A 20,440-nucleotide genomic window follows, 5' to 3' on the forward strand; every position below is an offset into this window, starting at 1 on the left:
ATAGCGGGTATAAACTGATAAATCTGAACCCTGTTGTTCAAAAGAATACTGAGTGGCAGTCGAAGAAGTGAGAACTGCCCGTCCTTCTACGGACTGTGGTTTTTTAGTCTCTACCAGTTGGTTCTTGATATCCAAACTGCCATCATCTTTCGCCCTCATACCTTCAGCAAATGCACCGCTAAAGCAACAGTCAAGAATAATAACCTGTCGCCGCGAACGGCTATTTTCCATGACATCGTGTATCAAGCTAGCAGCAACAGCGGTCGTTCTGACCAATTCTCCCTTAGCGTTTTTGCGGGTTTGGTGAGTTGCTAGGTAAAGCCTGCCGCTATCATCTTTAATACCATGACCAGAAAAATACAGTAGCACCAGGTCATCCTTTTGCCTATTGAAGAATAGCGCTTCAATCGCTTCTTCCATTGTCTGCCGGTGGGGATTTTTCAGCACTGTGATATCGCCTGGTGCAAACTCGCCCATATCTGAGTGCTGCAAAACTCGCTGCATAGCATCGACATCCATAACAGCACTAGGCAGGGAGTTTAAGCCAGGTTCGTACTCACTTACTCCTATCAACAATGCAACTTTAGCCATGTTTTCCTGCTTAAGCGTTGGTAAGTTCCTGTATTGCCTTGACTGCTGCTTCTAACTCTTGCTGACTGCTAGCTTTTATTTTAACTTTCTTGCCGTTTGCCTCTGCTTCTAATTCAATGACTTTGTTGGCTAAGCGATCGCTCAGAAACCCCCACAGTTGCTTCACATTTTCCGGTTTCACAAAAGCAATCAGCTGAGCCACTACCCAGCCTGTCACTGACTTGGTTCTCTCTGGCGCGTTGGCGTTAACAACTCGGTCAACCGCTTCTACTTCATGCAAATCTTTCATCTGTGCTAAAAGTTTCTGGACTTCCTCATCCTTGTCTTGGTCATCCAAATCGGGATCGGTAAATGTAATGGTTAGTTTAACGTTTGACGTATCTGCCATAATACTAGTTTTAGTATGAATAATATATACACTTGCGAAAATTCTACTGTATATAAATATCAATCAAGAAGTAGAGTATCCCGGAAATTCAGGAACTTTCGCGTTTTTCCTCGTTCCCAGCCTCAGACTGGGAATGCATTTCCAGAGGCTCTGCCTTTGGGAACGAGTAGGCAGAGCCTACTTAACTGCGTTCCCACGCACAGCGTAGGAACGAGAAAAAATAACGCACAGTGTAGGAACGAGAAAAAATAAAAAACTTGTGGCTTGTTCCTTTCCCCTTTATAAGGGGAAAGGTGCCGGAGGCGGATAGGGGTAAGCTTACGTCTACCCTTAATTCGTAATTCGTAATAGGCTGATATTACGAATTATTAACTAGCGATGACTAATCTGCAAATCTTTTTGGATATTGCTACAGAAGCAGCCCTTGCTGCTGGTGCGGTGTTGCAAGATTATTTGGGTAAGGTACAAGACGCAGTTATTGAAAAAGGACGCCCCGGTGATTTGGTAACGGCTGCTGATAAAGCTGCGGAAGTGGTGATTTTAGATGTTTTGCGTCGTCACTTTCCTGACCACTCTATACTTGCTGAAGAGTCAGGGAAACTGGGAAATCAAGATAATGAGTACCTCTGGGCAATTGATCCCCTAGATGGGACAACGAACTTCGCTCACCAATACCCCTTTTTTGCTGTTTCTATTGGGCTGTTGATTCAGGGTGTGCCGCAAGTCGGTGTTATTTATGACCCTTTCCATGATGAGCTATTCCGTGCTGCACAAGGTTTAGGAGCTACGCGCAACCGTCGCCCTATAAAGGTTTCAGACACATCTGAACTAGGTAAAAGCCTCCTAGTTTCGGGGTTTGCTTATGACCGTCGTGAAACATCTGATAACAACTATGCGGAATTTTGTCACTTGACTCATCTCACTCAAGGAGTACGGCGCAGTGGTTCAGCTTCCCTAGATTTGGCTCATGTCGCCTGCGGGCGTCTTGATGGCTATTGGGAAAGAGGTCTTTCTCCTTGGGATATTGCCGCTGGTGTCATTATATTACGAGAAGCTGGGGGACAGGTGACTGCATATGATGGCAGCCCCTTAGATATTTCCTCTGGCAGAATTCTTGCCACTAATGGTTATATTCACGACAGCCTCAGTCAAGAACTCAAACAAGTTCCACCACTGTCTGCATGGGGTAATTAACGGTGTTATATTTATACTCACATCTTGCACCAGTTGCGTTATTGCAATTTTTGTAAGGTGGGCACTGCCTAGAGTTCGCTCAGAACCTTATTTTTACGTTGTAAGCAGTGCCCACCCTACGGTTATTCTGTCTGCGTGGAGTCGTTAGCAGTGTTAAATTTATAGCCATTTCTCACAAGCAAAGTAAACTAGAGAAATTTAAGCGATCGTGGTGCAACACCGTTATATGTCTTTCAAGTTCAATCGTGGATTGTTTAAATATGACTTTGTAGATCATCACGCGGTTCTGTGTGTCCCAGTTGATGCGGATGTCAAAGAGATTCGCAAACGCTATCTCAATATCGCCCGTCGCCTGCATCCTGATAGCTGTAAGGCTGCAAGCGATGCTGAAAAACAATTGGCTGGTGAATTGTTGTCTAAGCTAGTGAATCCAGCATATAAGATTCTGTCTCATGAGAAAAATAGAACAGAATATATTTTAGTTTTGTCGCAAATGGGCAAGCGCTTAGTTCAAGAACCTGCTTCGGTGGAAGTTTCTAGCGATGCGGCGAAACAGCTCGTCAACGCGCCTAATTTCGAGCATATCTATAAGAGTGCAATTGCCAAAATCGCTGAAACTCAATATGACTTATTACAAACAGTACAACAGACTATTAGCCAAGTCAGCGAGTTGAATTTGGTATATGTCATGCGCAGTGCTGGCAAATTATCACAAGCAGCATCACAGCCACTAACTCAACCAAAAATTCCAACGACTGCGCCCGCCGTCAATAAAACTCCTATAGTCCCACCACCACCAACACAGCAAGAAGATTCAGTTGTCCTTCATTACATCCGTCGCGCTCAAGAGTTGATGGCAAAAAATCAATTGACACAAGCTAGGGTAGAATTACAAGATGCCTTGAAGCTAGAGCCAAATAATAGTCGCTGCCATAGCTTGATCGGGGTGGTCTATTTGAAGCAAAATTTAACCACAACTGCAAAAGTTCACTTTGACCGTGCCTTGCAATTAGACCCTAAAAACCAAGTAGCATTGGAAGGCAAACGCAGAGTTGAACAGATAACAGGGCATAAACCTAGTGGTGCGAAGCATACTGCATCGCCTAACACTGGGAGTCAGCAACCAGAGAAATCTGGAGGTGGCGGTTTGTTTGGTGGTTTGTTTGGTGGGAAGAAAAAATAATGGTGTATCAATCACCAGTGGGAGCTAGGGATTTATTACCCTTAGATGTGGCTCAAAAACACTGGATCGAAGACAGGTTACAGCAGGTGTTTCATCGTTGGGGATATCACAAAATTATTACCTCAACGCTTGAGCGTATGGATACGCTGATGGCGGGAGGAGCAATTCAACGTTCGGCGGTGATTCAACTGCAAAACGCTGACGATGAAGATTTGGGGCTGCGTCCAGAATTGACAGCGTCGATCGCTCGCACGGCTGTCACACGTATGGCAGGTGTGACTTATCCACAACGGCTGTACTACAACGCGAATGTTTTCCAAGGGACAAGCGAGTTGAAACACAACCGCCAGCAGGAATTTTATCAAGCTGGCGTGGAGTTGTTAGGCAGTGGCGGTAATTTAGCCGATGCAGAAATTCTGCTTTTGGTGGCAGAGTGCTTGCAAGCATTGGGTTTGAACCAGTGGCATTTGATTTTAGGTGAAGCTCAAATCACGCGATCGCTCCTCAAACCTTTTCCCGCTCATTTACAAGGAAAAATCCGCAGTGCGATCGCTCACCTTGACCGGGTAACTATAGATACTCTCCCCTTGAGCGATGAACTACGAGAACGCGCCATCATCATGCTTGATTTACGCGGAAACCCAGATGATGTGTTGCAAAAAGTTACTAAGCTGGGTTTGGATCAGCCGTTACAAGCCGTCGTAGATAACCTCAAATCTTTAGTAGAATTACTGAAAAATACAGTAATCAATACAACAGATAACCAATCAAGAGGCATAGAAATTATCCTCGACCTTAGCCTATTACAAACCTTTGATTACTACACAGGTATTGTATTTGAGGTAATCAGCGATACTGATGGACAGGCGCGGGTTGTTGGGCGGGGTGGTCGCTATGACCAGCTTCTAGGACTTTATCATCCTAAAGGAGAAAATATACCAGGAATTGGCTTTGCATTATTCTTGGAAGATTTACAACAAATTCTCTTGTCTGCTCGGCAGTTACCACAAACTACCCCAGCGAGCAATTGGTTAATTGTACCAGAAACGCCAGATGCCTACGCCGCCGCCTTTGCTTATGCCACAAAACTCCGAGACTCGATCCATCTGGTGCGAGTGGAAATGGATTTGGGGGGACGGGATGCGGATGAAATTCGGCAATACGCAGGCGATCGCCATGTTGCCCAAATTGCTTGGATTAAAGCCGATGGCACAACAATGATTGAATCATTAGTCAAATGATACAGCAGCAATTCCTGAGTCAGGCTTCCCAGAGCGTCAGCCGACGGGAGCCAGAAGGAGCGCTAGCCATGCAGGAGGTGAGACTAGTGCTGTTCACCGCAACGCACTGGCTCCCCTACAAGAATTTTATTTTTACTTTATAAATCAACTCTTATTTAATGGAACCAGTCTTGTTGGAGGCATGGCAACGTCATTCAACCCGCGAGCAAGTAAGCGCGTCCGTTCGCGCAGCGTGCCCGAAGGGCATAAGCAGGCAGTCTGATTCTCCCGACTAGCGGGTCTTCAACGAGCCACTAATCGCTGACCAGATAGTCGAATCGGGCAAAAAGTCAAACGAGGATGTGGCGTGAATCTGCGCGTCTTTAGACCGCAGAGGGTTCAAAAAATGCTAAATCTATAGTACGAAAATATTACTCTTTTTATACACATTCAATGCTGAAGTTGTGATGCAACCCTTGTTTTCTATTTTCCCGCTACAATTGTTGCTGAATTGTATTGGATTCAGCCTGCTTTAAAGTGCGAGCACCACCGCTTTCCCGGCGAGTTGGAACTCCTCGGTTAGTCGGTATTCGAGCTTGCAGCCTATCCTGTTTAAGAGTTTTGACTGTTCGAGGTGCATTTTCTTGTAACAGCAATAGATTATGCGTGTCTGCATAGTTAGCTGATACAGTGAGTATTCCTACGATTAATGAAGCTACGAGATATTGCGATTTCATTTTTTTTCTTCCTTAGAACAACTGTTCGTAATACAACTTCACCGCTATATATGTGTTTTTCTGACGAGATATACACTTTTACTGAAACAGCAGTAAATAATATCAATTCCAGGGAGCTATGGCAGTTTTGATTTGCGGACTGAGTGTCGAACACATCCCCCGTAGGTGAATGTGGTATTTTGTCTATCCATAGTGGCGGGGGCTGGTTTGTATGCATCACTATCAGGGATTGAAATAACCTGACTTTTGACTTTTGACTTCCCCAAAGGGGTGACCCTCGCTGAGTCCCTGAAACCTGCACAGACGCTGAGCGCAAAGCGTGCCGCAGCGCCTCCGCGTAAGCGCAAAGCGCAGGCTACGCCAACGTGCAGCGTCTGTGCAGGAGATACGCAAAACCCTCACAACATATCTTTTTCTTTGAAACTCATTCTTCTGTCTATTCTTTTACAGTTTTTCTAAATTATTATTAACTTGCTCTTCTTATAATTATTTTATTAAATATTTAAAATTAATTAAGCAAACTTCAAAAAAGCAAATACAAAAAAAATATTTTTCATTAATACTTAAATCAATTAATGGCATAAAAATCAAACATTGTAAATGTTATTGAGTAACATTTTTTTGATAACAATACTTATAATGATGACCATTTTGACAAAGTATTAAGTAAAAATAATTGAAACATTGAATATGTTATATGTTGACAAAAATAAAAACGAAAAGGCGTTAAAACATTGATGAACACTAGTAATAAAGAAACACCATGTTGGAATCTCCAAACACGTCAAATTCTTCAGCCTTCGGAGCTAGAGATTCTAGTGCGTTAAATATTGAAAACGCAAATACTTTTGAGAACAATGGTGATTTAAATACTTTGAGTTTAAACGGCTCCTCACAATCATCATTAGGTGGAGATGACTTTTCTGAGGCTGCAATAACCCCTAGTCTGAAGAATCCTAATCCGATATTTACTAGTGCAGCGATATATACCGATTTCAACGGGGATGGCAAGAACGATAAGTTATGGCGTAACTCTCAAACTGGTGAAACTGCTATCTGGCTGATGGATGGCACAAATGTTGCCTCTGAGGCGGCTTTGAAGACAATGAGTGCAGATTGGGACTTTAAAATTGCCGATTTCAACGGTGATAACAAAACTGACATCATCTGGCGTAATACTCAAACGGGTGAGAACCAGATTTGGTTGATGGACGGCACCACAGTGACCTCTGAAGCATCTCTAACAACACTCAGTCCAGACTGGACTTTCAGTATTGCTGATTTCAATGCTGACCGCAAAACTGACATTTTCTGGCGTAATCAGACAACGGGTGAGAATGCGGCATGGGTGATGGATGGCACACAGATTATCGCTCCGTTTTCTTTGCAAACGGTTGACGCAAATTGGACAGCTAATGTTGTTGATTTCAACCGTGATGGTAAAACTGACATTTTCTGGCGTAATCAAACAACAGGTGAAAACGCTGTTTCGTTGATAGAGGGTACCAACGCTTCTACAACTGCGTTGCCAACCCTTGGCACAGAATGGGAGGCTAGTTTCGGAGATTTCAACGTCGATTATCAAACCGACATTCTCTGGCGTAATAAGACAACGGGTGAGAATGCCGTCTGGATCATGAATGGCTCAAATGTTGCTTCTCAGACTGCCTTGCCTACACTCGGTGCTGGCTGGACATCTAGTGTTGGCGATTTCGACGGCAATGGCACAACAGACCTTCTATGGTACAACCAGCAAACAGGTGAGAGCAAGGTTTGGATCATGGATGGTGCAAACGTTACCAGTGACACTGCTCTACCGACGCAAAGCTCAGCCTGGACACCAAGCATTAGCGATGTTGACGGCGATGGCAAGACCGACATCTTCTTCCGCAATTACGAAACAGGTGAGAATAAGCTTTGGCAGATGAATGGCTCTACCCCCACTGAAACTGCTCTACCGACATTAGCTAAGGAGTGGTACACTTTCTAAAATTTTTGAAGAATTCGTAATTCTTAATTCGTTGTTGACTTGATAATTACCAGTTATCAATTACGAATTACTTTGGATTTCACTTCATTAATAGACGGTTACGTTAATTGTGATTCGCCGGGAATTATCTCGGCGATTTTTTATAGCTTTTCTCATCCTGATGAAGTATATAGCAATCCGCGCAGGATTTATGAAAAATCTTAAGTATTGTAGGGTGGGCAGTGCTTACCATATTTTGCCGACTACATCCGGGTTTTGCGTTCGCACTGCCCTATTAAGCGTGTCGTTCAAAAATCAAATAGAGGTCCTATAGATTTATCGGCTTGCATCTACGGTTCGTTAATTATTTGATATCTTGCACCCAATGAAAAACGGCTATATAAGAGCTATTTCTAAAATAGAAATTTTCTTACTCCTGAATTCTGACTTCTGACTCCTTTTCATAGTGCTTTTTAAATGATGATACCGAGTTGCGTTCATACATATCACCTCACCACAATAAAGCTGCGCTTTATTTCCCCTCTCCTTGCAAGGAGAGGGGTTAGGGGTGAGGTTTTGACTGCAACTTAGTATGAGGTCACAAATCTTCAGGTGGGCATTGCCTATAAAAGTTTATGTGATGGACATTTGAGATATTAATTGGCAATGCCCACCCTACAGAAAAGTGGTGTAGTGTAAATTTACGTTTCAGAAAATATGTCATTTTAACAACATATTGATAATAGTTCAATGCACTTTTTTAAAAAGAAGAAAAAATAGCAGATGTTATGTCTTAACAGAAACAGTGCAAAAAAACAGTTAAAAAAAATATGAACACTAGTCATAAACAAACATCATGTTTGCATCTCAACCCGTGGACTCTTCTAGAGGTACTAGTGCATTTCAATCTGTCCCAATCTCCGATAGTTTTAGAGACACGGATGATTTCAATTCTGCTTTGAGTCTTGAACGTTCTTCCCAATCACTACTAGATGGATCGATGGGAGAAACAGTAGAGACTGCAAAAAATCCCAATCCCAATTCCTTGTTTAGTAATGCGGGAATTGTTGCCGATTTTAACGGTGATGGCAAAACAGACAAATTCTGGCGTAACTCTCAAACAGGTGAAACTGCCGTTTGGCTGATGGATGGCTCAAAAGCGACAACAGAATTTTTGCCGAATGTAGACTCATCTTGGGATTTTGCTTATGCCGATTTCAACCGCGATGGCAAAACTGACCTCTTTTGGCGCAATAAGACAACAGGTGAGAACGCCATTTGGCTCATGAATGGCACAAAAATTTCCTCTGCGGTTGCTTTAGAGAAAATAGATCCATCCTGGACTTTTAGCATTGCTGATTTTAATGGCGATGGCAGGAGCGATATTTTCTGGCGCAATCAGACAACCGGTGAGAATGCCACTTGGCTAATGGATAGCACAAAAGTTATCAGTGCGGCTTTTCTGTCCACAACTGACTCATCTTGGTCTTACAGTATTGTTGATTTCGATGGTAATGGCAAGAGCGACATCTTTTGGCGAAATCAGACAACCGGAGAGAACGCCATTTGGTTTATTGATGGTACTGACTCATCAGAGTATTCTCTAAGGGAACTTGATCCGTCTTGGAATTATAGCGTTGGTGATTTCAACGGCGATGGTAGGACTGACCTTCTCTGGCACAATACTCTAACAGATGAGAATACTGTTTGGCAGATGAATGGTATTTTCATCAATTCGGGTTCTCTAGAAAAACGTGACTCTTCTTGGAAATCTAACATTGGCGATTTCAACGGCGATGGCAAAACAGATATCTTCTGGCACAACACTCAAACTGGTGAAAACACTGCCTGGTTGATGGATGGCACATCAATTGATACTGCGGCTTTTCTGCCCCCAACTGATTCATCTTGGCAACCCAGCTTTGGCGATTACAATGGTGATGGCAAGACTGATATCTTCTGGCGCAGATACGACACTGGTGAGAATCTTATTTGGCAGATGAATGGTACCACTGTGTCTGGATCTTCTTCTGTGCAAACAGTTCCCGTGGAGTGGAATGCTTATTAGAAATTTGTGGTGATGGAGATAAGAAACAACAAGAACGCAGATGATACAGTTATCATCTGCGTGCGTGTTTCTTTTTTATTCGTTGCGCCTGCTACTGAAACTCAGCGCCTTGTTGCACGAGTTCATGTCAGCTTTTTATCTTTTCATCCTTTCTTCTAAAGCTTCTCGTGCGTGTTCTCGGTCGTCAAAATGGATTTTTTCTGTTCCGAGAATTTGGTAGTCTTCGTGACCTTTGCCTGCAAGCAAAACACCGTCTCCAGGTTGCGCTTGCAATATGGCAGTACGAATGGCAGTAGCGCGATCGCCGATCACTATCGGCTTCACTGTTTCTGGAATTCCCGCTAGAATATCCTGTAAAATCCTTTGTGGGTCTTCTGTATGTGGATTGTTGATGTCACCACAGCGACATCCGCTAATTCAGCAGCGATTCTACCCATTTTCGGGCGTTTAGTGCGATCGCGATCACCTTCACACCCAAATACGCAAATCATTTTCCCAGGAATAAACGGACGTGATGCTTTGAGCAAATTCTCCAAACTATCTGGCGTATGAGCATAATCTACAATCACGCTGATGTCTTGCTCCTGAATAATTTGCACTCTTTCCATCCGTCCGGGAACTCCGGGAAACTCAGGTATTACAGATGCGACTAACTGTAAATCTAACCCCAATTGTAAAACTGCTCCTACTGCTGCCAGTAAATTTTCTAAGTTGTATTGACCAACCAGCGGTGAACGAAAAGGAACTTCACCTTTTGGTGTATGTAGCGTACCACTGACACCATTCGGCTGGTAATTCAGGTTACTCATCCACAAAGAAGCTGTAGAATCATTAACACTATAACTCCAGACTTTTTCTGCGTTTAAGGATGCAATTAACCGCTTGCCGTATGCATCGTCAGCGTTAATGATTGCCCGTCCTTTGAAATATTGAGGACTAAACAGCAGTGCTTTGGCTGCAAAGTAATCTTCCATATCACGGTGGAAGTCTAAATGGTCTTGGGTAAGATTGCTAAATACCCCAACTTCAAACTGACAACCCATGACTCGCCCCTGCGCCAAAGCGTGGGAACTCACTTCGATCACCCCGTACTCATTCCCAGCATCAAGAGCAGTCGCTAGATGCTGTTGCAGTTCCACTCCAAACGGTGTTGTGTGAGCGGCAGTTTGGACAAAACCATGCCAACGAATATAAAGAGTACCCATTAAAGCTGTCGGCAGATTTGCTTAATTGAGAAAGTACTCAACAAGGTGGGTGGTTGTGGTTTTACCATTTGTGCCTGTCACACCTACGAGTTTGAGTTTTTGCCCAGGATAGTCGTAGAAACTTGCTGCTAATTGGGCACTGGCTTTTGTCATGTTATCATGCAGTTATCACACAAGCAGATGGTGTCGGTGGATGTTTCTGTGCTGCTTGAGAAGAAATAATTGCAGCTACAGCACCAGAGGCGATCGCACTTTGCCAAAAGTCCCCACTATCAACTCGTGTTCCGCACAGGCATCCCAATAAACAAATCTCCTGGAACGCAAGCATGAGAATTCGTCTTTAAACTCTTTATTTCTGCATCCACTGCTGGATGTTGTGGTAACTGCACAACATTGTCTACAGTCGCTAGTAACTCCCGCAGTTTCATCTTGTGAACCTCGTCACACGTTTTAATTGCGCCTATTCTGCACTATGTTTTCTATTTCTACAAATACTTTCAGATTACAGAAAACCTATTTGTAAACTGTAACACCTATAGCAAGAACTACATTAATAGCTGGATAGTCATGCACAAGCCTCACACTTGCGCTCTGTGCTTCCATACAAATGACTGTTTACTTTACCTAATCTTGTTGTCATCTTCATCTAATCTTAATAAAGATGGTAGTAAGGTTTGGTACCATTTGGTGTCTTCTTATCTAAGAGAGAGTTCGTAAGTGAGTTACTACAACTTTAATGACCATTTCTGGTCCCCAGAGACAGTTTGTAGTCAATCAGCACTGCCAAAATCAAATAAAAAAAGTGCTCGGAGCAAAACACTGACAAGTATTTTGACTTTAGTCTGTATTGCTGTTTGGACGCCACTGCTACTCCAGCTCGTAGTTCCGGGCGTAAAGAAAAATCAGGAAACCATTTCTTTAGAGACTAGTAAGCCCGATAGCAATCAGCTTGTGTTTCAGCGTGAGCGCGTTCTTTTCTATCTACATAGCAGCGATAGATAATCAATAGCTTCTGGTTTGGTGGGAATGAAGGTTGTTGATATTTCATGTTGCCACTCATTTATCAGCGCAGGGCGATGGCACGGAGTGCCCGCAGTCATGCGATTGCGCTCCGCGCAGTGCCGGAGGCAATTGCTCAAGTTGCCCTGCCGAAGGCAATCGCCCTGTTGTAGGTATACTGTCTGCTAGAACAACTGCGATGAAGAGCGAGCGTAGCGCCCCTTTAAGGCGAGCACCTGCAATGAACCAAACTTAGAGACAATAGCACTTTATAAAGGCTCAGGAATATAGAGAAATCTTTACAACAAAAGAAAGAATCACAGATAGAACTATCGTTTAGTTAATATGTATTAAGCTGTACCGCGATAGCGCATACCTGGAGTAGTTAGCGATAAATAGCAACTATCGTTTGCTGTGTAAGTGCTGCCTGAGGATATGCCTGACAAATCGATGCAAACCGACGCCCGATTAAAGAAATTCAACAAATTCTCTAACGCCGGGCAGGTCATCCCTAAGGAGGAACTCAACGTGTTCAAGCAAATTCTCACAGGTAGCTATGTTTTCGTTTTTTTGCTTGCTAGCAGCCTGTCGGCTCATGCACAAGTACCAAAACCTGCATCTCCATCTGCATCTCCACCTGCATCTCCATCCTCTCAACCTCAAGTTCCAGCAACATCCCAGACCAAAGTTAATCCAGATGAACTTCAAAAATTTGCACGCTCTCTAAAACAGTTGCTAGTGATTGAACAAGGGGCAAATCAGCAGATAGTGCAGCTCATTGGTCAGTCTGGTCTGAGTCAACCACGCTTTTTGGAAATATATAAGGCACAGCGAAGTCCTTCAGCTCAGCCAACAAAAGCAGTGACCTCACAAGAAAAGCAGCAATTTGATAAGGCTTTCACAAGTCTTAGGTCAATTCAGCAAGAAGCTAACACAAAGATGCAGCAAGTCCTCCAAAAAGAAGGGCTAAATCCAGAAAGCTTCAATAAAATTGAAGCAGCAGTCAGACAAGATCCGGCGCTTCAGCAAAAAGTGCGGGAGATTATTCAAAGCTAGTCTTGAAGCTCACGCCAGCATGAGCAACATTTTAGACGTAGCAGGTGCGATTGCCGTAAGCGATCGCCCTGCTACCATTGCTCCTAAAACTTTAGTAATATCATCTTAGTCAGTACTGCTTATTACCTCTCTTGCGTCAATTATGAATAACGAGGTTGTTCTTTTTCTTATCAGCGCTAGTGTTGTCATCCTCTACCTCATCTTCTCTGCATTAACTGAAATGGGCACAAAGCTACCTTGGAAAAAATAGCGGTTAGTGACTCAAATTTTCAGCTTTAGAAAGTGTGCTTTTTATGTCATCCATCATCAGGCTTGCCACTGAACAGGATGCTGAGCAAGTTCTGCGAATTTACGCCCCCTTTTGCGGGGATTCACCCGTGTCTTTTGAGGTTCAATCACCAACCCTAGATGAAATGCAACAGCGCATTGCAAAGGTTCTGCAGAAGTTGCCCTGGCTGGTGTGCGAGCGTAATGGAGAAGTTCTAGGATTTGTTTATGCAGCACCTCATCGAGACCGAACTGCCTATCAATGGGCTGTTGATGTATCCGTTTACATCCATCAAGCAGTGCGTTGTTCAGGTATTGGGCGAGCTTTATACACCTCGCTGTTTAAAATTTTGGTGCTTCAAGGTTATTACAGCGCCTATGCAGGTGTTACGCTCCCAAACAAAGGTAGTGAAAGGCTCCATGAAGTGATGGGGTTTCAGCCAATCGGGGTATATCGAGGTGTAGGATACAAGTGTGGTGCGTGGCACGATGTAGCATGGTTTGAGCTATCTTTGCAAATGCGAGTCCCCAATCCCAAGCCTCCTATCAACATCAACGCATTACGCCATACCTTGGAATTAGAATGCGCCTTGGCAAGTGGGGTACCCTTCCTCAAGCTTGCTGTCGATTGAGCAACGATGAAGCGATTCGCCCTTAAGGAGCAGCGAAACTTTAGATTGGGCGTTATCCTAGGGGATATAGCTTGATAAATCGTTAACGCGCGGTCAAAGCCATGAAAGTCTTAGGGCTAGTCTTACCTACCCTGCTTTTACTGACCACACCTGTTATGGCAGTTGAGTATCAGGGAAAGAATATTGATGACACAAAGCTAGCTGCAAAAGCTTACTATGCTGCTACTGGTGGAGTTTACAACGTTCAGGTACGCTTCAAGCAGAATCGAGCGACAATCTACTTTGATGGTGGATACCAAACTACTATACAGTTGCAGCATCGAGTTCTAAACGATCCAAGCAATATTCAAGGTTTTGGAAGACTGGGACAAATTCCTGTAAATAGGGTATTCAGTATTGGATTGATTTATGACAACAGTTTCGTAGGCGAAACTCAACCGTCTAAGCCGCCTCTCGAAGGCTTGTGGAGAATTAGCTTGAATGAAGAGGATTTTAACAACTTCATCGAAAAGGGGCAGAGTAACAATCGCCCTGAAGAACTTGGAAAGTAGTAGGATGCGATAGCGATCGCCCGAAAGACGCAGCAACGCCTATAGCGGAGCGTGTGCTTTTTACTCAGCGCTGTCGCCTCCGGCAGATTGCCTTCCTGTCACTCTTTTCTACCACCTAACTATTTTTAGTTAAAAGCAACTAGTATTATTGTATCCTAATACTCAGTGCTTCCTACTAAATAATTAGAGCAAAGATGGTTCGCTTATTTACTACATGGCTTGTTCCAGTAGCCTTTACTTTGCTAGGTTTTGGGTTAAATATAAAAAGTGCAACAGCACAGATGATTGATGAATTCAGTGCTACTTATGATGTGTTAGCCTTCTCTAGATCTGTTACACCAAGCATAACAGCGTCAACTCTTTCAGGGACAAGTACCGATGCTCCTTACGGTTTAACCACAATTAATGGCTTGACCTACTCAGTCGTTGACCCTATTACTGGTTTTTTTCGCTTTAACACAGATCCAACTGTATTCGGTTTACAAAACATACCATCTAGCGAAGTCGTGTTTGGCAGCGGCACTAACAAATTGTTTGGCACTGATAGCGCTACAGGTATAATTGATTTCGCAAGCCTCACGGCAACTGCAACTGGTATCTTCACTATCACTGGCGGGGAGGGTATATTTACAGGTGCTAGTGGTACACTCAACTTTTCCGAAGTTGATACACTTAGTCTAGATCCAACTATTCCTACTAGAGCTAGAGCAACAGTGAATGGTATAATCTATGTGCCTCCAGTACAAAAAGTTCCAGAACCAACTGTAACTACAACGTTGCTTGCCATAGGATTGATTGCATCTAGTTTTGAATTGCGTAAACGTTACAGTCGTAATAGGCGCTGACAAAGCTATAGTAATCAAAAATGTACATTTTTCAGCAGTTGTAATTTCTAAATTCTGGCGATCGCCCAAACAACACTAGCAAAGCGAATCATCCGGTTCCATTAACCAGAAGTGGGGTTAAAAGCTTCACCCAAGGATACCTCTTCATAAATATCAGCTAGGGAACAAGAAAAATTCACGCTGGCTAACTGTAATTCTTGATTTCCTCTATAGCTGTAAAGAACTCATCTTTCCTCAGAATTGCGACGAAAACAATCAACTCGCTGGCGGCTTTGACTGACTAAAACATATTCCTGTAAAGTTTCTAATTCTTGATAGTCACTAAATTTATCGCCTCGGTCAAAAGCTTCAGTAGAAGGAGATAGAACTTCAACAATTAAGCAAGGATAGCGTTTGAAATATTCAAACTTTGTATCCCTTTGGTCACAAGTAATCATGATATCAGGGTAATAGAAAATATTCAGAGATTCGATGCGGGCTTTCATATCTGTAGCGTACAAACGACAACCACTTCCGCGAATATGATTTCTGAGGAGGGCAATCAGATTTGTTGTCATTGCCACATGGGCATCGCTTGCGCCCGACTTAGCATAGATTTGCCCTTGGATATATTCGTGTTTGATAAAGCTAGATTTTTCCGCTTCTAGATAGTCTTCTGGGGAAAGATAGGGGTGAGATTGGCTAAGAGTCATATAAGAAAATTATTATATTTATTGCTAATCGTAGTCCAGTACCTTAGATTTTGAATTTTAGAATACGCTTTGGCAAGTGCAATGCCTTTCCTCAAGCTCGCTTAGTACATGATTGCGTAAGTTCATAGCGAAAACTTAAACGAAAACTCTGCGTCCCTTTGCGCTTACTTGGCGTTCCTCTGCGTTTAAAAACATTACAAATTAATGAAATGCTGTAGTTAGTTATTTAGTTTTAGAAACTTCTGGGCTACGAATCACTGTATGTCCCTTCTCACCTTGTTGAATCGCCAATACCAATGGACGCTCATTCGCTTTTGCATTTGGCGGTAATGCTTGAAACAAATAAATCCAGCCGCCACGTTCTAGAAGTATGCGCCAAACTCTAGGTTGTTTGGGATTACTGATATCAGTATCTTCCTTTCCGCGCAGGTCATCGAATAAACCTCTATCTCCGATAATTCGGTACTTTTCCAGGGATGGATCTGCAAACACGTCATCAAGTTTGCGTCCCAATGCAAACTTCTCTTCTGGTGTAATTAAGGCTACCACAGGCAAAGTGGAATTTTGACCAGCGTCTCGGCGAGCATCTGCAATGCCTTGCCACCGAGCTAACCAAAATATGAAAATTAATACCCAGGATACTATAACTATTTCATTCACCAATGAGCGCAAAAACTCAACCGAACGCAGTTGTACAGAAGTAAATACAGCCACAGAGTCTAATTGTTTACCTATCCATGAACGCCTACGTTGGGTTGGGCGACTCGTTCGAGCTGATCGAAATTGGTTGAATGTGTTAACAAATGCTTCAGTTATTATCCAAATGAGCCATAAAGTGAGTTGAATGGCAATTACCGCTAGGAGAAAAGCAAACACAGTTCTCAATATTGCCCAACCATCTCCCAAAAATATCTGTAGGGGAACGAAAAGAAAAGACTGTGCTGGAAAGTCAAGGTTAGTCACTTCTAGTTGAAAGAAGTAGAAATATGACCAGCGGTAAATCCAGCCTGCAAAAAACAGCGCAATACCTAGTAAGCCGACGACACTGGCAAATTTACCTAAAATATTCGGTTCCTGATTTGGTTGGGGAGCCTGAGTCACAGAAGCACTCCGAGGGTAAACAAATTTACAATTTTACTAAGTAGAGAAACATAAAGAAACACAACAAAAAACCTAACCCCCCAGCCCCCTTCCCTACGAGGGAAGGGGGAGCTAGATTCCCCTCCCCTTATAGGGGAGGGGTTAGGGGAGAGGTCAAATTATAGCGATGTTTAATTAAGCCCACTTACTTACTATCTACTAATTCATCAATTGGTTTGCCTTCTTTTACGGAATTTTGCTAGATAGTTGTGAAGTTTAACAAAGAAAGTGAAATGCTATAGAAAACACTTTTAAAACTATGAAACTTTATTTCAAGGTATTATTTGTGGTGGTTGTAGCTACGGCAACAGGATTAGTAGCAAACCCCCAAGCTGTCACTGGTCAGAATCTAGAACAGAAAAATTTATTATTGACACAAGCACAAGTGCAGCCAGTTGCAATTTCTGTGGCGTTACCAGAACTCGCAGATGTCTCGCTTAAGGGGGGTAAATCACTTAGTGGACGGGTGACAGCAATTGATCCATCAGGGCAAACACTATCGATGCAGCGTCGTGATAAAACTCTCCCGGTTCCCTTAAAACAAGTTGAAAAAGTCGTTTTCAGAAATGGTGCGACAGCTTACAGAAGCAATGGACAGCAGATTATTCGCGGTGAACGAGATCGCCCTCAAGGTCAGCAAGTCACTTGGAGCAATCTTCCACTTGGAACTTTTACAATCAAAAATGCTACTCAGGGTTTAGCAGTGGTAAACTTAGTACCACCTGTCGTTTCGCCAGAGCGGTTGATTGGTGTTCAGTCAGTAGCGAAAGATAGACAGTATGTCGTCGATGAAATGCAGTTTAATCTGCAACAAAAAACAATGTCTATTCGAGCCACACCTTATTGATACGAAAACGAATTGATATGAGTTTTTTGTATGAAAAAAATTATCAGTCGTCTACTGGCTTTGGGTGTGTGCATAACTCCTATTTCCGCGTTGCTCATAGTTCAACCCAGTTGGGGACAGACTCAAAACTCTCAAGCTCAACAAGCAGAACGATTATTAAAGCAAGGGAGACAACAGACACAGCAACAGCAACACCAACAGGCAATACAAACATTGCAGCAAGTTCTCACTCTTGCACGAGAACTCAAAGATAAAAAACTGGAAGCACTAGCATTGAATGAGCTTGGTTTTAACTATGACAAAATTGGTGAGCGTCAGCAAGCACTCAAGTTCTACAACCAATCTCTGCCCCTTTCTCGCTCCGTCGGCGATCGCTCAGGCGAAGCCACAACCCTCAATAACATCGGTGCAGTCTACGACGCTTTAGGACAAAAGCAGGAAGCACTCAAGTACTTCAACCAATCTCTGCCCCTTAGACGCTCCGTCGGCGATCGCACTGGCGAAGCAAGAACCCTGAATAACATCGGTGCAGTCTACGACGCTTTAGGACAAAAGCAGGAAGCACTCAAGTACTTCAACCAATCTCTGCCCCTTAGACGCTCCGTCGGCGATCGCTCAGGCGAAGCCACAACCCTCAATAACATCGGTAAAGTCTACGACGATTTAGGACAAAAGCAGGAAGCACTCAAGTTCTACAACCAATCTCTGCCCCTTAGACGCTCCGTCGGCGATCGCTCAGGCGAAGCCACAACCCTCAATAACATCGGTGGAGTGTACTCCGCTTTAGGACAAAAGCAGGAAGCACTCAAGTTCTACAACCAATCTCTGCTCCTTTATCGCGCAGTCGGCGATCGCACAGGCGAAGCTGCAACCCTCAATAACATCGCTGCAGTCTACTCCGATTTAGGACAAAAGCAAGAAGCACTCAAATTCTACAACCAATCTCTGCTCCTTTATCGCGCAGTCGGCGATCGCACGGGCGTTGCTGTTACCCTCAATAACATCGGTGGAGTCTACTCCGATTTAGGACAAAAGCAGGAAGCACTCAAGTTCTACAACCAATCTCTGCCCCTTAGACGCTCCGTCGGCAATCGCACGGGCGAAGCGACTACCCTCAATAACATCGGTCTCGTCTACTCCGCTTTAGGACAAAAGCAAGAAGCACTCAAATTCTACAACCAATCTCTGTCCCTTTCTCGCTCCGTCGGCGATCGCTCTGGGGAAGCGACAACCCTCAATAACATCGGTCGAGTCTACGACGATTTAGGACAAAAGCAGGAAGCACTCAAGTTCTACAACCAATCTCTGCTCCTTTATCGCGCAGTCGGCGATCGCACAGGCGAAGCTGCAACCCTCAATAACATCGGTGGAGTCTACGACGCTTTAGGACAAAAGCAAGAAGCACTCAAGTTCTACAACCAATCTCTGCCCCTTTCTCGCGCAGTGGGCGATCGCTCAAGCGAAGCGAAAATCCTGAGTAACATCGGTGGAGTCTACTCCGCTTTAGGACAAAAGCAAGAAGCACTCAAGTACTACAACCAATCTTTGCCCCTTTCTCGCGCAGTCGGCGATCGCACGGGCGTTGCTGTTACCCTCAATAACATCGGTGGAGTCTACTCCGCTTTAGGACAAAAGCAGGAAGCACTCAAGTTCTACAACCAATCTCTGCCCCTTTCTCGCGCTGTGGGCGATCGTTCAATCGAAGCGACAACCCTCAATAACATCGGTCTAGTCTACTCCGCTTTAGGACAAAAGCAGGAAGCACTCAAGTTCTACAACCAATCTCTGCCCCTTAGACGCTCCGTCGGCGATCGCTCTGGCGAAGCTGTAACTTTAGCTAATATTGGGAGATTTTACCGTAATACAAATCGACCGACTGATGCCATTTCATATTTAGAGCAATCTCTCAAAATTATCTTGGAAATGCGCCAAGGTTTACAGCGCCAAAATCGTCAAAAGTTTCTTGAGGTCAACGATTGGAGGAGTGCTTATCTAGTCGATGTCCTCATCGAGCAGAAACAATATGATAAAGCTTTTGAATGGATTAACTTATTCACCACCGCTGAGTTAGCTGATTACACTCGCTTGATTAACGCCAAAGTTACCAACCTACAAGCACAGCTAACTCTTTCCAAGTGGAATAGCCAAAATCAACAACTCGAAGCCTTGCGACAGCAACTACAAGATAAATTTTCTGAGGATTTATCTCGACAAGTTCGGCAATTAGAAGCACAAGTTTACAAGGATGCTGAAGACATTTCCCAGCGTTATCCTGAAGTTGCAGAACTGTTTGAAACCACGCCCCCAGATATTGAAAAGTTAAAATCTTCTATCCCAACAGGAACGGTTGTTGTTCAACCAGTCTTACTGAATAATTCTATTGCTATCTTTGTTTTAACCAAAGACCGTTTGAATGTCGTTAAAACAAAGATTGATCGTACTGAATTTGGTAAACTTCTCACTAACTATCTCAAACAGGTACAAGATGATGGTAATAGTGACTACATCGAAACTGGTAGCAGCCCACTCTACGATATCCTGATTCGCCCTGTGGAGAAAGAAATTCAGGCTTTGTCCCCCAAAGAGTTAAGTATTATCGCTAGTGGCGAACTACGCTCCCTTCCTTTTGAAACTCTTTACGACAAACAAAAAAAGGAATTTTTAATCAAGAAATATCCTGTTAACTATCTCACCCGCATTTCTACTCGTTCTTTAGAACCGCCAACAACGCAGAAGCTGGTAAACCGACAACAAGCTGTCTTGGCGTTTGGTAATCCCGTACCTCGCGAACCACAACATATCCCAGGTGCAGAGGAAGAAGTTAAAAATATCACTCAACTCTTTCCCACAAGTAAA

General features: G+C 43.6%; 18 protein-coding genes and 2 pseudogenes. 13 read left to right on the forward strand and 7 right to left on the reverse strand.

Annotated elements, in window-relative coordinates; all coding sequences use genetic code 11:
* Together V5G28_RS01140 and V5G28_RS01145 are read right to left on the reverse strand one after the other, a co-directional pair.
* Window positions 1-591, reverse strand: a 591-nt coding sequence (locus V5G28_RS01140) for a caspase family protein (RefSeq protein WP_332996809.1), incomplete at its 3' end; no start/stop codon positions are given.
* 10 nt (window positions 592-601) lie between these two features.
* Window positions 602-979 carry a hypothetical protein gene (locus V5G28_RS01145; RefSeq protein ID WP_336229430.1) on the reverse strand — a complete coding sequence of 126 codons (378 nt, stop codon included), beginning with the start codon at window positions 977-979 and terminating at the stop codon, window positions 602-604.
* A gap of 378 nt (window positions 980-1,357) precedes the next feature.
* On the opposite strand from V5G28_RS01145, the gene V5G28_RS01150 reads away from it, so the two are divergent.
* The 4 genes from V5G28_RS01150 to V5G28_RS01165 all read left to right on the forward strand — a co-directional run bounded on the left by V5G28_RS01150 (window position 1,358) and on the right by V5G28_RS01165 (window position 4,740).
* Entirely contained in the window at window positions 1,358-2,173 is an 816-nt protein-coding gene (locus V5G28_RS01150; protein WP_332996813.1) for an inositol monophosphatase family protein, read from the forward strand.
* A gap of 226 nt (window positions 2,174-2,399) precedes the next feature.
* Entirely contained in the window at window positions 2,400-3,356 is a 957-nt protein-coding gene (locus V5G28_RS01155; RefSeq protein ID WP_332996815.1) for a J domain-containing protein, read from the forward strand.
* Window positions 3,356-4,597, forward strand: coding sequence for an ATP phosphoribosyltransferase regulatory subunit (locus tag V5G28_RS01160; protein ID WP_332996817.1), 1,242 nt, complete (start codon window positions 3,356-3,358; stop codon window positions 4,595-4,597). The genes V5G28_RS01155 and V5G28_RS01160 overlap by 1 nt, the downstream gene beginning before the upstream one ends.
* Window positions 4,594-4,740 carry a hypothetical protein gene (locus V5G28_RS01165; RefSeq protein ID WP_332996819.1) on the forward strand — a complete coding sequence of 49 codons (147 nt, stop codon included), beginning with the start codon at window positions 4,594-4,596 and terminating at the stop codon, window positions 4,738-4,740. The genes V5G28_RS01160 and V5G28_RS01165 overlap by 4 nt, the downstream gene beginning before the upstream one ends.
* Window positions 4,741-5,070: 330 nt before the next feature.
* Here the strand turns inward: V5G28_RS01165 and V5G28_RS01170 are convergent, their stop codons facing one another.
* Window positions 5,071-5,313 (reverse strand): hypothetical protein, encoded by a 243-nt coding sequence (locus V5G28_RS01170; protein ID WP_096564489.1) that lies wholly within the window; start codon window positions 5,311-5,313, stop codon window positions 5,071-5,073.
* Between the two features lie 763 nt (window positions 5,314-6,076).
* Between V5G28_RS01170 and V5G28_RS01175 the strand changes: the two genes are divergently transcribed.
* Together V5G28_RS01175 and V5G28_RS01180 are read left to right on the forward strand one after the other, a co-directional pair.
* Entirely contained in the window at window positions 6,077-7,303 is a 1,227-nt protein-coding gene (locus tag V5G28_RS01175; protein WP_332996821.1) for an FG-GAP repeat domain-containing protein, read from the forward strand.
* Window positions 7,304-8,138: 835 nt separating this feature from the next.
* Entirely contained in the window at window positions 8,139-9,350 is a 1,212-nt protein-coding gene (locus V5G28_RS01180; RefSeq protein WP_332996823.1) for an FG-GAP repeat domain-containing protein, read from the forward strand.
* 135 nt (window positions 9,351-9,485) lie between these two features.
* Here V5G28_RS01180 and V5G28_RS01185 read toward each other — a convergent pair.
* Window positions 9,486-10,983 (reverse strand): annotated as a pseudogene (locus tag V5G28_RS01185) (UDP-N-acetylmuramoyl-L-alanyl-D-glutamate--2,6-diaminopimelate ligase).
* A 497-nt stretch (window positions 10,984-11,480) separates the two neighbouring features.
* Window positions 11,481-11,603: a hypothetical protein gene (locus V5G28_RS01190; protein WP_332996825.1), complete on the reverse strand. Its 123-nt coding sequence runs from the start codon at window positions 11,601-11,603 to the stop codon at window positions 11,481-11,483.
* Here V5G28_RS01190 and V5G28_RS01195 point away from each other — a divergent pair.
* The 5 genes from V5G28_RS01195 to V5G28_RS01215 all read left to right on the forward strand — a co-directional run bounded on the left by V5G28_RS01195 (window position 11,602) and on the right by V5G28_RS01215 (window position 14,905).
* Window positions 11,602-11,727 (forward strand): hypothetical protein, encoded by a 126-nt coding sequence (locus V5G28_RS01195; RefSeq protein ID WP_332996827.1) that lies wholly within the window; start codon window positions 11,602-11,604, stop codon window positions 11,725-11,727. The two genes, V5G28_RS01190 and V5G28_RS01195, sit on opposite strands and share 2 nt — an antisense overlap.
* A gap of 262 nt (window positions 11,728-11,989) precedes the next feature.
* Window positions 11,990-12,610 carry a DUF4168 domain-containing protein gene (locus V5G28_RS01200; protein ID WP_332996828.1) on the forward strand — a complete coding sequence of 207 codons (621 nt, stop codon included), beginning with the start codon at window positions 11,990-11,992 and terminating at the stop codon, window positions 12,608-12,610.
* A gap of 293 nt (window positions 12,611-12,903) precedes the next feature.
* Complete coding sequence (locus V5G28_RS01205) at window positions 12,904-13,509, forward strand: GNAT family N-acetyltransferase (protein ID WP_332996830.1); 606 nt, start codon at window positions 12,904-12,906, stop codon at window positions 13,507-13,509.
* 101 nt (window positions 13,510-13,610) lie between these two features.
* Complete coding sequence (locus V5G28_RS01210; RefSeq protein ID WP_332996832.1) at window positions 13,611-14,060, forward strand: hypothetical protein; 450 nt, start codon at window positions 13,611-13,613, stop codon at window positions 14,058-14,060.
* Window positions 14,061-14,254: 194 nt separating this feature from the next.
* A complete protein-coding gene (locus tag V5G28_RS01215; RefSeq protein WP_096564483.1) occupies window positions 14,255-14,905 on the forward strand; it encodes a hypothetical protein in 651 nt (216 codons plus the stop codon).
* Window positions 14,906-15,006: 101 nt separating this feature from the next.
* Here the strand turns inward: V5G28_RS01215 and V5G28_RS01220 are convergent.
* Window positions 15,007-15,597: pseudogene (locus V5G28_RS01220) on the reverse strand (Uma2 family endonuclease).
* Window positions 15,598-15,819: 222 nt separating this feature from the next.
* Window positions 15,820-16,698 (reverse strand): hypothetical protein, encoded by an 879-nt coding sequence (locus V5G28_RS01225; RefSeq protein WP_332996835.1) that lies wholly within the window; start codon window positions 16,696-16,698, stop codon window positions 15,820-15,822.
* A gap of 298 nt (window positions 16,699-16,996) precedes the next feature.
* Here V5G28_RS01225 and V5G28_RS01230 point away from each other — a divergent pair, with 298 nt between their 5' ends.
* Window positions 16,997-17,584, forward strand: a complete 588-nt coding sequence (locus tag V5G28_RS01230; RefSeq protein ID WP_332996836.1) for a hypothetical protein — start codon at window positions 16,997-16,999, stop codon at window positions 17,582-17,584.
* A gap of 30 nt (window positions 17,585-17,614) precedes the next feature.
* Window positions 17,615-20,440 (forward strand): tetratricopeptide repeat protein (locus tag V5G28_RS01235; protein WP_332996838.1); only part of this gene is annotated, 2,826 nt, incomplete at its 3' end.

The sequence above is a fragment of the Scytonema sp. PRP1 genome (assembly GCF_036697665.2).
Classification (GTDB): Bacteria; Cyanobacteriota; Cyanobacteriia; order Cyanobacteriales; family Nostocaceae; genus Kalymmatonema; species Kalymmatonema gypsitolerans.